Origin of the sequence: Chitinophaga sancti (genome assembly GCF_034087045.1) — a bacterium.
In the GTDB taxonomy this organism is placed as follows: Bacteria; Bacteroidota; Bacteroidia; order Chitinophagales; family Chitinophagaceae; genus Chitinophaga; species Chitinophaga sancti_B.
In genome coordinates this window covers 6685991-6700589 of the sequence record NZ_CP139247.1, presented here as the reverse complement: position 1 = coordinate 6700589, position 14599 = coordinate 6685991, and the positions used below count along the sequence as shown (strand labels likewise).

13 protein-coding genes are annotated in these 14599 nt (G+C 44.5%); 6 read left to right on the top strand and 7 right to left on the bottom strand.

The genetic code is table 11. From position 1 onward, the window contains the following. From SIO70_RS26850 to SIO70_RS26830, 5 genes are all read right to left on the bottom strand, one after another. Positions 1-1008, bottom strand: coding sequence for an ATP-binding SpoIIE family protein phosphatase (locus tag SIO70_RS26850; protein ID WP_320576021.1), 1008 nt, complete (start codon positions 1006-1008; stop codon positions 1-3). Then, entirely contained in the window at positions 1001-1414 is a 414-nt protein-coding gene (locus tag SIO70_RS26845) for an anti-sigma regulatory factor (protein ID WP_320576019.1), read from the bottom strand. The genes SIO70_RS26850 and SIO70_RS26845 overlap by 8 nt, the downstream gene beginning before the upstream one ends. Next, a complete protein-coding gene (locus tag SIO70_RS26840) occupies positions 1395-1796 on the bottom strand; it encodes an STAS domain-containing protein (RefSeq protein ID WP_320576017.1) in 402 nt (133 codons plus the stop codon). Before SIO70_RS26840 ends, SIO70_RS26845 begins: the two co-directional genes overlap by 20 nt. Before the next feature lie 3 nt (positions 1797-1799). Further along, positions 1800-2669, bottom strand: coding sequence for an STAS domain-containing protein (locus SIO70_RS26835; RefSeq protein WP_320576015.1), 870 nt, complete (start codon positions 2667-2669; stop codon positions 1800-1802). 448 nt (positions 2670-3117) lie between these two features. Further along, entirely contained in the window at positions 3118-3318 is a 201-nt protein-coding gene (locus tag SIO70_RS26830; RefSeq protein ID WP_320576013.1) for a hypothetical protein, read from the bottom strand. A gap of 257 nt (positions 3319-3575) precedes the next feature. Here SIO70_RS26830 and SIO70_RS26825 point away from each other — a divergent pair, with 257 nt between their 5' ends. The 4 genes from SIO70_RS26825 (at position 3576) to SIO70_RS26810 (ending at position 10540) form a co-directional block, all read left to right on the top strand. Next, positions 3576-6770 (top strand): carboxypeptidase regulatory-like domain-containing protein, encoded by a 3195-nt coding sequence (locus tag SIO70_RS26825; protein ID WP_320576011.1) that lies wholly within the window; start codon positions 3576-3578, stop codon positions 6768-6770. Between the two features lie 159 nt (positions 6771-6929). Continuing rightward, positions 6930-8855: an alpha-L-fucosidase gene (locus SIO70_RS26820; RefSeq protein ID WP_320576009.1), complete on the top strand. Its 1926-nt coding sequence runs from the start codon at positions 6930-6932 to the stop codon at positions 8853-8855. 208 nt (positions 8856-9063) lie between these two features. Then, positions 9064-9600 (top strand): DUF1877 family protein, encoded by a 537-nt coding sequence (locus tag SIO70_RS26815; RefSeq protein ID WP_320576006.1) that lies wholly within the window; start codon positions 9064-9066, stop codon positions 9598-9600. Between the two features lie 10 nt (positions 9601-9610). After that, a complete protein-coding gene (locus SIO70_RS26810; protein ID WP_320576005.1) occupies positions 9611-10540 on the top strand; it encodes an AraC family transcriptional regulator in 930 nt (309 codons plus the stop codon). Positions 10541-10602: 62 nt separating this feature from the next. On the opposite strand, the gene SIO70_RS26805 is transcribed toward SIO70_RS26810, so the two are convergent. Together SIO70_RS26805 and SIO70_RS26800 are read right to left on the bottom strand one after the other, a co-directional pair. Then, positions 10603-11097, bottom strand: a complete 495-nt coding sequence (locus SIO70_RS26805) for a DinB family protein (RefSeq protein ID WP_320576003.1) — start codon at positions 11095-11097, stop codon at positions 10603-10605. Positions 11098-11165: 68 nt separating this feature from the next. Continuing rightward, entirely contained in the window at positions 11166-12212 is a 1047-nt protein-coding gene (locus tag SIO70_RS26800) for an AI-2E family transporter (RefSeq protein ID WP_320576001.1), read from the bottom strand. Positions 12213-12629: 417 nt separating this feature from the next. On the opposite strand from SIO70_RS26800, the gene SIO70_RS26795 reads away from it, so the two are divergent. Together SIO70_RS26795 and SIO70_RS26790 are read left to right on the top strand one after the other, a co-directional pair. Continuing rightward, a complete protein-coding gene (locus tag SIO70_RS26795) occupies positions 12630-14090 on the top strand; it encodes an amino acid permease (protein ID WP_320575999.1) in 1461 nt (486 codons plus the stop codon). Further along, positions 14062-14514, top strand: a complete 453-nt coding sequence (locus tag SIO70_RS26790) for a GNAT family N-acetyltransferase (protein ID WP_320575997.1) — start codon at positions 14062-14064, stop codon at positions 14512-14514. Before SIO70_RS26795 ends, SIO70_RS26790 begins: the two co-directional genes overlap by 29 nt. Positions 14515-14599: the final 85 nt, after the last annotated feature.

Genomic DNA, 14599 nt, shown 5'->3' with positions numbered 1-14599 from the left:
TTACAAGTTTATTTTGCACGCCACTACCGACATATCGTCTGTGAGGCGTGCAAAGTCTTTAATGAGAGACGCGCATAGAATAGAAAGATCGAATCGCGTTATGGATGTATACTTTGAAGTATCCCATCGGGTTTTGAGACCATCGCTGGACATCAGGATATACTGACCATCTTCGTAAGGAATTTCCTGGACATTGAGTGTATTGGGAACATTGAGCCCAATAATACCATTGTACGCCAGGTAGCTTTTATTGCTCTCCGGATTGAACACTTTTGTGATAATATTTCCCACTCCGCAAATGCGCCATTTCCTGGCGGGATGGTCAAAAACTGCGACAGTACCTACCATTCCCCTTGTTCTTTTCACAGCCAGGTTAATATACCTGATGATTTCTACGGGGTCAGTATGATTGCATGCCATAAATGCTTCTCCGGCTACCCGCATGGCTTTCGCCGCTTCGGGGCCATGGCCCAGACCATCTCCCAGGAATAATTTCACATGGTTATTGTCTACTATAGAGTACAAATTATCTCCGCTTTCAGTTTCACCTGGTTTAGGAATGATTACGGATCTGATCTCTGTTTTAAAGGCTTTGGCTGGTGGCTTATTGAAAACCCTGATCAGGATGACGGTGCCCCAGTTCTTATTAGAATAGATCTGGAATACATCGGAGAGCCTTTTCATGGCACCCAGACCATTCCCCAGTGTTTTTTTTGTAGATACACCGTCTGCTACCATCCGGGTTACATCCGTCATACCGGGGCCGTTGTCAATACTGATCAGTTCTATGCCTTGTTCGCCGTTTTCCTCGATGAGTTTAGCCAGTACCTGACCACCACCTGCATGTTTGACAAGATTGGTTACTATTTCCGCCACAATAATATCTATCTCTGCAACCCGCTTTTCAGAAAGTCCGCCAGCGATTGCCATGGCATGGATTTCTTTTTTTAATATGGCAAAATAGCTTCGCTCAGATGCGTTGAGCGCCAGGTGTATGTTTTTATCCATTCTTCCACTTAATAATTGTAACAGTCGTGCCTTCGCCGACTATACTTTTGATTTCAAATTCATTGACCAGCCGTTTGGTACCGGGTAGGCCAATCCCCAGGCTTTTGCCGGAGGAATAGCCATCTTGCATAGCCAGTGGGATATCTTTAATTCCCGGACCTTTGTCGGTAAAGACAAGCCGGATCCCACTATCTCTGCCCTGGGTGAGTACCTCAATCAACACAATTCCACCATTGGCATATTTCAGCATATTGCGGACAAGTTCACTGGCTGCGGTGATCAGTTTGGTTTGATTCACAAGACTCATTCCAATTTTCACAGCATACTCCTTCACACGATTCCTGAATGGAACCACATCCTGTTCTCTTTCGATTAGCATACGGTCCTTATTCAGTACTATCTTCATCGTCTTCTGTTAGGTCGTCTTCATAATTACCAATTTTTTCCTTTAACAATTCCATTCCCTTTTCTACATTCAAAGCCGTATGTACGCCCCTGAGTTCCAACCCAAGTTCAATCAGGGTAATAGCGACCGCTGGCTGCATACCAACAACAACGGTTTCGGCATCCATAATTTTGGACATAGAACCAATGTTACCAAGAATACGGCCCATAAAAGAATCGACGATGGATAATGCGGAGATATCAATTAATACACCTTTCGCTTCGGTTTTATTTACCATTTGTACCAGATCTGTCTCCAGATTGGTCGCTAACCTGTCGTACAGATCTATCTGTATGGTCACCAGTAACAGGTTCCCCATACGAAGTATAGGAATACGATCCATATATTAATTGCCTGTTTTATTTGTGAATTCCAATTTTTTCACACTCAGTCTCAACATACCAAACGCCTGTTTAAGCGCACTGGCGAGTGTTGCCTTGGTAATAATATTGGAAAGATCAATACCCAGGTGAACCACTGTTTGCGCTATTTCCGGACGGATACCGCTAATGATACACTCTGCACCCATCAGACGGGTAGCCGCAACAGTTTTGATCAGGTGCTGTGCTACCAGTGAGTCTACAGCAGCCACACCTGAAATATCCAGTATGGCAATTGTACTGCCACTTTCCACAATTTCCTGCAATAGGCTCTCCATTACTACCTGCGTACGGGCACTATCCAGGGTGCCAATAATAGGCAGGGCGAGAATACCATCCCATACACGGATCACAGGAGTGGAGATTTCTGCAATCTCATCTGTCTGACGCAGAATAACTTCTTCTCTTCCCTTGATAAAAGTTTCAAACGCTACTACACTGAGATAGTCCATCAGCTTACCTATTCTGATCACACCATCTACCAGGGTAGCCGGATCATCCTTCAAATCAGTGAGTAAGGTTGATAGCAGGGCATCTTTCAGACTAAATATGTAAACACCAGTTTCGGAAGGGGTAAATCCTTGTTGAGCACGGGAAAGAGATACCCCGGCCAGGAGTTCATGAACAGGTTCAAATTCAGTAGATTCAAAATTGTTGAGATTTTTCTCAGATAATACTTTTAAAAGTGTCTCTAATAGTTCAGTAGATTGTTCTCTAAGGTCCTCGTTACTCATTAGGTCTTCCCTAAGGCTGACGTTGGAAAGCTGAGCGGTCATCCAGTTTTCCAGAATCTTTTTCTGCTTCTTCTGAAGCAGCTTCGCTATGTCTGTTGCCATTGTTGATGTTTAGAAAATTTAAATGTAGATATTATTTATAGCACTGCCAATCCTAATAGTTAACAGTTATAAGTTCGTTGCGGTGTCATTTTTATTTTGTTCGCGTAATTCATGTACATAGCAATAGGCATGCTAATTGATATGGGAATATTGGATTCCACACGAATAAATCAAAAATCTCATCAATAAATACTACAGAGCGGATCGCATGTTTGTATTTTTAGTCATCACGGAATATTTAGATACAGCCACCATAGAGCGATTTAATAAATGTTGGCTGGCTGTGGCATATGCAATTTTGTATTTAATTGCCACCCCCGATGGTAGAAAAAATTATTCCGGCAAAGGCGATTTGCATACCCGTGCTGCTGTGTTTTACCAATTTTGGGGAATCCAGGTGTGGACCTTACTGCACAGTTGTGTGCATTATTGGTACAGCTGCCAGACATTATTTATGGGCAAAATGCAACTTCCTCACGGCAATGATTATAGGATAGAAACCGTCCAAAACAGGCCCCGCATCTGCATCAAACGCAATTGCTTTACAATGCCTCCATGCCTCATTCAGAAAATGAATCGCATCCGGTTCATCCTGCAAAGCAATCACATTATCCGCTCCCCCCGGTACATATACTGCATCATATAACACAGATGCACTCGTCAGAAACTCTTATCCACTTTGATCGCATCTCCTTCTGCTGTTTGAATGAACCCTTGCCGGGCGCAATACTTTCTACTAGCCCCTGCCTGAACAATTTGCAGAAAACGCGGTGGAATTATGCACTTTTTATGGTAAATTGTATAGTATGTTTATCCGAATGGTGCTGTAGTTGTTCTTTGAATGTTAGCCATTACTTACTCACCAATATCTTAAAGATGTATCAACCAAATCTAAACAAGCTCCTTTTGAGCTTATTAATTGCCTGTATTTCATTAAGTAGTGTGTTTGCCCAGGTAACGACCGCCAGCCTGAGCGGTGTAATAAAAACCGAGGCCGGGGAGGCTTTACCCGGCGCTACTGTACAGGTAACATGGTCAGATGCCGGTATCAACAAGGGTTTGATTACCAAATCAGATGGAAGTTTTCTTGTACCCAACCTCCGTGTAGGAGGTCCTTACACTGTAGTCGTGTCTTTTACCGGTTACGCGACTAAAACTGCTTCCGGGGTTTTCCTGAACCTGGGCCAAACGACCTCACTGGATCTGCGTCTTTCTGAAGCCGCAGGTACCCTCAGCGAAGTTGTGGTGAGTGGTCGCTCTACCATTTTTAATGACCAGCGCACGGGTGCATCTACAAACATTTCCAACACCCAGATCCGCCAGCTGCCTACCATTTCCCGTTCGGCGGACGACTACCTGCGCCTTACACCATCTGCTTCTCCTACTTACAATGGAATTTCCTTTGCAGGCAGGAACGGGCAGTACAACAATTTCTCCCTGGATGGAGCGGTTTTCAATAACCCTTTCGGTCTGGATGCTCCTACTCCCGGCGGGCAAACCAATGCCACGCCTATTTCTATCGATGCGATCGATCAGATCCAGATCAACATCGCACCTTATGATGTAACCCAGTCAGGGTTTACCGGCGCTGGTGTAAACACAGTGACCAAAAGCGGTAGCAACAAATTCAGTGGTACCGTTTACGCTTTCTATCGTAATGATGCATTGTCCGGCAGCAAAATAGACGGACAAAAATTTTCTGTGCCTACCCTGGAATCCTTTCAGGCAGGGTTTTCATTAGGTGGAGCTATCAAAAAGAACAAACTGTTTTATTTCGTCAACTTCGAATCCGAACAGCGCAAGGATGAAGCCAGTGCATATGTTGCGCAAACTGCGGATAATGCCGGCGACATCACCACTTCCCGCGTACTGGCATCTGACCTGCAGGCGGTGAGTGACCTGCTGAGTTCAAAGTATGGTTATAACACAGGACCTTACGAACATTATAACCTGAAACGGAGCAACTATAAATGGCTGGCAAAAATTGACTGGGTGATCAATAATAAACATTCACTGGCCTTTACTTATAATGGCCTGGATGCTTCCCAGGAAAAAACGGCTCACCCCAATGCCATCAACCGTCGCGGACCTGATGCCATTACCCTGCAATTTAGAAACTCAGGATATGAAATGGTCAATAAACTGCACTCATTCGGACTGGAATTGAAGTCTAACTTCAATGATACCTACGCCAATAAATTCAGGGCAGTTTATACCATCTTCAGAGATAACCGTAATCCATTCTCAACCCCTTTCCCTGCTTTGAATATTACGAAGTATGGCGTGCCTTATATCGTAGCTGGGTATGAACCATTCTCTATTAATAATGTACTGAACCAGGATGCACTACAGCTGACAGATAACTTCAACATCATTCTGCCTAAGCATACCATCACAATTGGTGGTTCGTACGAACAGTTCAAATTTGGGAACTCTTTTAACCTGACAGGGTTTGGGTTTACCCTCTTCTCAGGGGTAGACATCAATGACTTCCTCACCTCTGCTGCCGCTGGCGGATATGATGCAAATGTATCCTATGCAAAGAACCGCGCAGCTGCTGATCAGTGGACCTGGTATTACCTCACTGTAGGGCAGGCTTCTGCTTATGTACAGGATGAATGGAACCCGGTATCCAACTTCAAATTAACCTATGGTGTACGCTTTGACAAGGCATTGTATTATCCTTCCAAAGCAAGTTATAAGAGCCCGAACGTCAATGCAGACGGCACCTTTGCAGGTACATTTGTAGAAGGCTCCCCCACAGTGGCGAATACAGATGATCTCACATTATTTGATGAAAACGGGAACCCCGTAAAGAATGGTCCCGGTCAGACAATCGATAATACCCGCATGCCCAGTGGTAAGATCTTAGTATCTCCAAGATTAGGTTTTAACTGGGATATCAATGGTGATAAGACCGTACAGTTACGTGGTGGTACCGGTTTGTTTACCGGCCGTTTCCCGTTTGTATGGGTAGGTAACCAGATTGGTAATCCTTTCACCGGTTATTATGATGTGACTGCGCGCAACTTTAAGTGGCCACAGATCTGGCGTTCCAATATCGGGTTGGATTATAAATTACCAATTGGTACGATCCTGACAGGTGACCTGGCTTATTCAAAAGATCTGAACGCTATGATGGTAAGAGATTATGGTTTGGGTACCCCAACAGGTGTGTTGAACTCAGGAACAGGTGATACACGCGAGGTATACCAGGCAAGCGATAAAGGCAATACTGCTACATATGTGTTTACCAATACAAAGATTGGTTACTCATTCAATGCCTCTTTCCAGGCGCAGCAAACATTTGGCAAAGGTTATTTCCTCATGTTAGGATATAACTATCTGATAGCAAAAGATGCAAGCTCAATCTCCGCAGAGATTTCCGGAGATGCATTTGACCGTAACCTGGTATTGGGCAATGCGAACAAGGCGAGAGAATCGAACTCACTGTATGGTAACACCCACCGTATCACACTGGCAGGAATCAGGAAGTTTGAATACAGCAAAGGAAAATATGCAACCACCATTTCCTTCTTTAGCAATTGGACAAGCGGCAACCGCTACTCCTATGTATATGGTGGCGATGTAAACAATGATGGCTCTGCAGCAAACGACCTCCTGTATGTACCTACGCAGTCAGAGATCAGCAAAATGAATTTTGCAACATTGACAGATGCAAATGGTACGGTACAGGATGCGGCAGCGCAGGGAGCAGCATTGGAAAGATTTATCCAGCAGGATAAATACCTTAGTTCACACAGAGGTCAGTATACCGGAAAATATGATGGTACCACACCCTGGTTTAGTCAGCTGGACCTGCGTTTGTTGCAGGATTTTAACTTCAAAGGGAAAGATCAGACCAGCACCATTCAGGTGAGCCTGGACATCGTGAACCTCGGAAACCTGATCAGCAGTAAATGGGGATTGCGTAAATACGCCAGTACCACAGGTTATTACCAGCCATTGGCCTATACTGGCAAGGATACCGATGGCAAGGCTATTTACCAGTTTGACCCCGGGCAAACACAGACCTTTACCACCAGCCCTGACCTGCCATCCAGGTGGCAGATGCAGCTGGGGCTTAGATATATCTTTTAACTGATAAGGATTTGAATTGTAATGAGGGCCTGCATATGTGGGCCCTCATATTATTTTGAGTATAGGTAATACTATTTTCCGTATAGTTCCATTCCTTGATAAAACGACCTATTTTTATAGCTCATGTGAACACAGGTCTAACAAAAAACACAATACTACATGAAGAAATTTATAGGTGGCGCAAGTCTGGCATTTGCCATGCTGATGCTGGGGCCCAGCTGTAGCAATGCACAGGTAAGTGCACCTGCACCTTACGGCGTATTGCCTTCCGCACCACAGGTGGAATGGCAGGCTATGGATATGTACGCGTTTGTACATTTCACTGTTAATACTTTCACCAACAAGGAATGGGGCTATGGCGACGAAGACGAGAAAATATTTAATCCTACCAGCTTCGATGCCGATCAGATCGTATCGAGCATTAAGGCGGCAGGGCTCACAGGTTTGATCCTGACCTGTAAACACCACGATGGTTTTTGCCTCTGGCCAACCAAAACCACTTTCCACAACATTACCAAAAGCCCCTGGAAAAACGGCCAGGGTGATATGGTAAAAGAATTTGCTGATGCCTGTAAAAAACAGGGGATCAAATTTGGGGTATACCTCTCTCCATGGGACAGGAACAATGCCGCTTACGGCACCCAGGAGTATGTACGCATCTACCGTGCACAGATGAAGGAACTACTGACCAACTATGGCCCGGTATTCGAAATCTGGCATGATGGCGCAAATGGTGGTGATGGTTATTATGGTGGTGCACGCAAAGAAGTAAAGATCGATCGTTACACTTATTATAACTGGCCTGAAACCTGGAGACAGGAAAAAGAACTGCAGCCAAATGCAGTGGCCATGAGCGATGTAGGTCCAGATGTACGCTGGGTAGGTACCGAAACCGGTTTCTCCGGCGACCCTTGCTGGGCTACTTACACCCCCATCGGTGATAAGGATTCAGCGGTGGCATCACCGGGACAGGTATTGTATGAACTGGGGCTGAATGGTACCCGCAATGGTAAGCAATGGATGCCGGCAGAAACAAACTTCTCCATTCGGCCAGGATGGTTTTACCACGCTACTGAGGATGGCAAAGTGAAAACACCGGAGGATCTGCTAAACCATTACTTCGCTTCAGTAGGTCATGGTACTACCATGCTGCTGAACGTACCTCCTGATCAACGAGGTCTGGTAAATGAAATTGACGTTGCTTCGCTGAAAGGCTTTGGCGATATCATTAAAGAAATGTACAAAGTGAACTTCGCGGCAGGCGCAACCGTGCAGGCCAGTGATGTAAGAAGCGGGGATAAGGCATATGCTGCTGAGAATGTACTGGACAATGATCCATACACCTACTGGGGTACAAAAGATGGTGTGAACACCGGTGAGCTGGTACTGAACCTGGCAGGTACAAAAACATTCAACGTCATCCGTCTCCGTGAGAACATTAAATTAGGTCAGCGTATAGACGACTGGGCAGTGGATGTTTGGGAAAATAACCAGTGGACAGAACTGAAAAAAGGTACTGCAATTGGTTATTGCCGCCTGATCCGTAGCGAGCGTATGGTAACGACCGATAAGGTAAGGATCCGTATCACAAAGGGTGCTGCGAGTATCTGTCTCAGTGATGTGGCCCTGTTCAAAGCCCCTGAAGTAAAGGTTGCCGCTACGAACAAAAATACCATTGTTGATAAAACACAGTGGAAATCACAGAATACGAAGTTCTCTGCCGCTATTGACGGGGATGCAACGAGTGCTGTACAGATGGATATGTCTACCTTTAAGAAGATTGCTCCTAAAGGCATGATCGTAGATATGCAGTTCCCGCTAAAGATGATCGGCTTTAACTACCTGCCGTTAAAAGATAAAGGCCTGGTAGACAAGTATAAGATCTACACCAGTGAGGATGGTAAGACCTGGGAATTGCAGAAAGAAGGAGAGTTTTCTAATATTAAAGCAAACCCGATCGAACAACGGATTGACCTGGAAAAACCAGTCACTGCAAGATACTTCAGGTTTGAGCCTTTACATGTACTGCCAGCTAAGGATGGCAAACAATATGTAGGTATCGCCGAAATAGGCATTATAAAATAGTGCTGGCTTGCTTTCAAATGTTGCCGGATCTACTTAACCGGCCGCAGGCCCACCTCCCAAAGACAAACGCTTCTGCCGAAGGCAGAAGCGTTTGTCTTTGGTTAAGCCCACAAAATGCCATAAAAGCCCCCGCTCAAATATCCTTTTTTGCTTTTTTTGGCAGATGTTAATATCTTCAAATAAATTTGCGGAATCTTTAAACGCTCTTATGGGACAAAGTGCTACACTATTTCTCGTAGACAGGAACGAATTTTCCAAAATAGGAGACGATCCTGAATACCCAGTGGCCAACATTGCCAGGGAAAAAACAACTTTTGAGAAATCCTTCGAAGGATTATTATTTCTGATTACCAAAGGTAGCAGACCTGAGGATATCTCTATCGTAAGGCAGATCTTTTACCCTGAAGCATATGTAGGAGAGGAGATCGACTTTGAAAATATCGATATCGACGAACTCCCTGACGATTTTGACTTCGACAGGCAACCGTTATATTTCAATGATCCGGCTACCGTAGTTGAGATTGCAGACCTGCTGTCAACTATTGAACCAGGCAACATTATCGCGCTGTTTGACCATACAGAGCTGAATGAACATGACATAGAACCTGGCCAGGTATGGACAGACGATGAAAAAGAAGGCGTTACATTCAATGCCCAGCATATGGCTACAGAATTGATGGCGCTGAAAGCTATCTATGAAAAGGCGAAGGAGCAGGATGCTTATATCGTGAGCTACGTGGACTAAATCGCAACCCATGAAAAAGGATATAGAAAGGCATGTTTTTAACTCCTTAAAAGAACAATACCTTTTTCAGAATTTGCCCACCGATCTTATTGATGATCAAACCGACTTTACGATTCATAATATCAGGGACATACATCCGGTATTGCCCTATACTTCTATTGTATACCGTGTCAATTTCTTCTCTTTTGTATTTGTAAAGAGTGGAACGGGCCGTTATACAACAGATGAGCAGATATACACTACCCGGCCGGGTACCATTTACTTCACCAACCCGGGGCATTTTAAGTCATTCGAATGGCAGGAGCTGGATGAGGTGTATCTCATTACCCTCAGCGAATCCTTCCTGAAAGAAAATGTTCATGCGGACATTTTCGAGGAGTTCCCTTTCTTACTGGCAGAGACGGTGGCACCACGAGTGCTGCCTCCTGAAGAGTTTGCGGTATTTGAACAGTTATATCTCCTCCTAAAAAAGGAATACGAATCCACTTCTTTCTATCGGAATAAAGTGATCGGCAACCTTTTCGTCGTACTGCTGTTAAAGATCAAGGAGTTTTTCTGGAAGGATTACAACCCGATCTATGAGGGTAACCGCAGTTCCCAGATCGTAAAGACCTTCAAAAGAGGATTAGAAAAGCATTACCGGGATATGAGCAGGGGGGTGATTGATAAGCCTTTTCGGGTACAGGAATATGCCGCATCGCAGGGATTGCATCCGAATTACCTCAGTAATGTGATCAAGACCAAGACCGGCAAATCGATCAGTACCTGGGTGTCAGAAAAGACGATTGCCGAAGCAAAGTCCCTCTTACAAAATTCTACGAAGTCTATTAAGGAAATTGCTTACTTGCTGGGATTTGGGGAAAGCACCCATTTCAGTAATTATTTTAAAAAGCATACCCGGCAATCTCCCGTCGTCTATAGAAAAGAACTAAAATCTTAATAAGAAGCCCCTGCTGTACGGCAGGGGCTTCTTATTAAGATTTTAGAATGGGGCGTATACTACTACTCTCTGTCCCAGAAATATGGTGGTTCAATACCCAGTGAACGCAGGTACACATAGCCTTGAGCACGATGATGTATTTCATTATCAACTACATACATTACCAACAGGTTTACCGGCATTTCCCATTGACCAAAGGCTAATACAACATCGTTAAACCTTTCAGCAGGAATTTTTGGCCATAAGGTGTCAATAATTTCCGTCTGCTCATCCCACAATTCCAGCAATGCCTGTTTCGTATCAGGTGCTTCATCATGCTTGAATTTTTCCCATTTTTCAGTGATAATGCCTGTCAGGGTAGGTACGGCCATACCTATGAATTCCATTGCCAGTTCAGCAAAAGGACGCATGCCACCTACAGAATAACTAAAGAGTTTATCTTCAGGGAATGCATTGATCGTTTTGCGGGTCAGGTTACGGTGCAACTGCCAGTGTTTCAGCAGTTGAGCCGGGGTCATAAATGTTTCCGTAGTGACAGTGGTGGTCATTTCTTTCATGTGAGGTTTGTTTTGTTATCACAAAGTAAAAACGGGCAGGTGACAACAGTATGTCAGTAGCCCCCAAATTATTTTTCCTCTCCCATTAAAATTGCCCAGGGTTGCAATGATTCTACCTTTTCACTGATAATCCGGATAATGGCCGCCAGCGGTATAAACAGGAACATACCCGGTATACCCCAAATCAGCTTGCCCGTGAGTACGGCGATAATAGTGATGAGGGGATTGAGCTTTACATTACCACCTACCACCCGGGGCAGAATAACATTTGCATCCAGGAAATGCGCCACGATAAAAACAATACCAACAGTTACCGCCTGTGAAGGTTCCCCATTGGCAAAAGTGATGAACATACTGATGGCCATCGCTGTATAAATTCCCAGATAGGGTATTACGTTCAACAGTGCTGCCATTACACTGATCAGCAGGGCATATTTGATCCCTAATATGGCCAGCGTAGAAAGCAATAAGATGATCAGGATAAACATTTCAGTAAGCAACCCGATAATATATCTGTTGATCATGCTGCGGGCACTTACCAGTACTTCCTCTACCTTGGGCAGCTCTTCTTTTGGAAACAGGGCTACCACAAAGCGCTTGAACAACCGGCGGTGGTACAGCATGAAGAAGGTAAAGATGAGGAAGAAGATAAAGAGAATAAAGACCTCTGCTACCCCAATAAAGGTGGCACCCAGTGAACTCATAGCCGTAGACTGCAAACCGCTGGTAGACCGCTTCAGATAGTCTGTTTGCTGTTGATAATCGATATGATAGGTGTTAAAAAGCCAGGCCCTGAGATCTGTCAGACTTTCAGTAAACCGCTTTTGCAGTTCAGGCAGATTATGGGTGAAGTTCACCACCTGGTGACTCAGAACATCAATGAAAGAACCGATCAGTACCACAAAGAGCAGTACTGAAATAGCGGCCGCAATGCCACGATGCAATCCCCATTTTTCCAGTTGCCGGCATACAGGCAGTAAAGCAAAGGAGATCAGCAAGGCAAAGAACAGTGGAATAATCACCGTCTTGCCCAGATGCATAATTAGCATGGACAGGATAAGCGCATGTAAGATCAGGGCCAGGCGGGCATAGAAGGCCAGTTTAACGCTTTTCATAATATTTACTTTTGGGATATAGTGAACATAATGAATGCCAAACTATGCCGCACCGCAGTACGTTTGTTATTTATAATCATAGTTAACCATCCAGTGAATGCCATACTTTGCAGGAGTCCTTGAAACTGAGATAAGGATTGAGTGTAGCCATGATGATGTAACAGTTAAAATCAACAATGGTTTAAAAAATAAAAGCCACCCTTAAAAGAGCAGCTGTCTGATATCCCTATACCTATGAAATAATAATTTTATAGTCCGGCTAAGGTACAACTCAACCAATTCACATCGGTTAATGCGATGTTAAAGAATGCGGAAACTTTATAAACGGCAAATACGATCGTGGTGATGGTGTTAAGTCTAGTTGTTTTGTAGAGTAATATCAATCCCTTACCTTTGCACCCAATCTAAATCTTACCTGTGATAAGAAAATCAATTGCCAGCCTGCAACAGGAAGCTGCTCAAAGTGGCAGTAATACATTAAAACGTAGTCTCGGAGGTTTCAATCTCATCGCCATCGGTATTGGCGTGATCATCGGTGCAGGGCTCTTTTCCCTCACTGGCATTGCAGCTGCGAATAACACTGGTCCTGCAGTTATTTTATCATTTATACTGGCGGCAGTTGGCTGTGCTTTCAGCGCACTCTGCTACGCAGAAATGGCAAGCATGGTACCCGTAGCGGGTAGTGCGTATACATACGCCTATGCTACACTCGGTGAACTGTGGGCCTGGATCATCGGCTGGGACCTGGTACTGGAATATTCCGTAGGCGCCTCTACTGTAGCCATCAGCTGGTCACGTTATCTTGTAAAGTTTCTCGCCACTTACAATATTCATATACCTCCCCAACTGGTCGCGTCTCCATTTGAAAAAATAGAACTGGCAGATCATACATTCGTACATGGGTTTATCAATCTGCCTGCTGTATTGATCATTGTTGCTATTACTTCTATTATCATACGTGGTACTAAAAGTTCGGCATTGTTCAACGCTATCGTTGTAGCACTGAAAGTAGGTGTGGTACTGGTATTTATTGCATTGGGCTGGAAATATATTCATCCTGAAAACTATCACCCGTTCATTCCTGCGAACACCGGCGAATTTGGTTCCTTTGGCTGGAGCGGTATTCTGAGAGGTGCGGGCGTAGTATTTTTTGTATTCATTGGTTTCGACATTGTCGCCACTATGGCGCAGGAAACCCGAAATCCAAAAAAGAATATGCCGATAGGGATCTTAGGTTCTCTCATCGTATGTACCATTCTCTTTGTATTGTTTGGTTACGTGATGACTGGTATGGCGCATTATACAGAGTTTAAGGACAACCCTGCACCCGTTGCAGTGGCCATAGCACATACACCTTATAAAGGTTTGTTCCTGGCAGTGATAGGCGCCATCCTCATAGGATATACTTCAGTGATACTAGTAGACCTGCTGGGGCAATCCAGGGTATTCTATTCAATGAGTAAAGACGGGTTATTGCCACCCGTATTTGCGCAACTGCATCAGCGCTTTGCCACACCATTCAAATCTAATATCGTACTCTGTATCTTCATCAGTCTCTTTGCTGGTCTGGTGCCTATTTCTGTAGTAGGAGAGATGTGTAGCATCGGTACATTGCTGGCGTTTGTAATGGTATGCTTAGGTATCCTCATTCTCCGCAAAAAGCAACCGGATATTCCCCGTGCTTTCAAAACACCATGGGTGCCGGTAGTGCCGGTTTTAGGAATTTTGACTTGCCTGGTAATGATGTTCTCCCTGCCACTGGATACGTGGATCCGCCTCATTGTATGGTTGCTGTTAGGTTTTATCGTATACTTTACATATGGTAAAAAAAATAGTAAATTAGGGGTCTATGCTAAGACTCAAAAGAACGAACAGTGATGATCCTCATTTTCAGGAGCTGATAATTGCCCTTGACAAAGATCTATGGATCAGGTACCCTGAAATACAACAGGATTACGAAGTCCTCGATAAAGTTAAAAACATACCTACCGTTGTAGTCGCGTATGTAGATGCGTTGCCGGTAGGTTGTGCCTGTTTTCGCCAGTTTGACTCAAAAACAGTCGAAATCAAGCGCATGTTCGTACACAATGCCCATCGTGGTCAGGGCATTGCGTACGCCATCTTAAAAGAGCTGGAAACCTGGGCCATCACTGAGGGCTTTTCCCGTGCCGTACTGGAAACCGGCATTCGTCAACCGGAAGCCATCGCCCTCTATCAAAAATCCGGTTATACATTCATGGATAATTACCCGCCCTACGAGCAGATGGAGAACAGTGTATGCCTGCAGAAACCCTTGCTGTAGGCTTGTTGCCTTTTATCCAGTTATTTAATGGCGCCAGCACATCATTTGTTACCTTTAAAGGATAAACAACAATCTGAATCGCCAT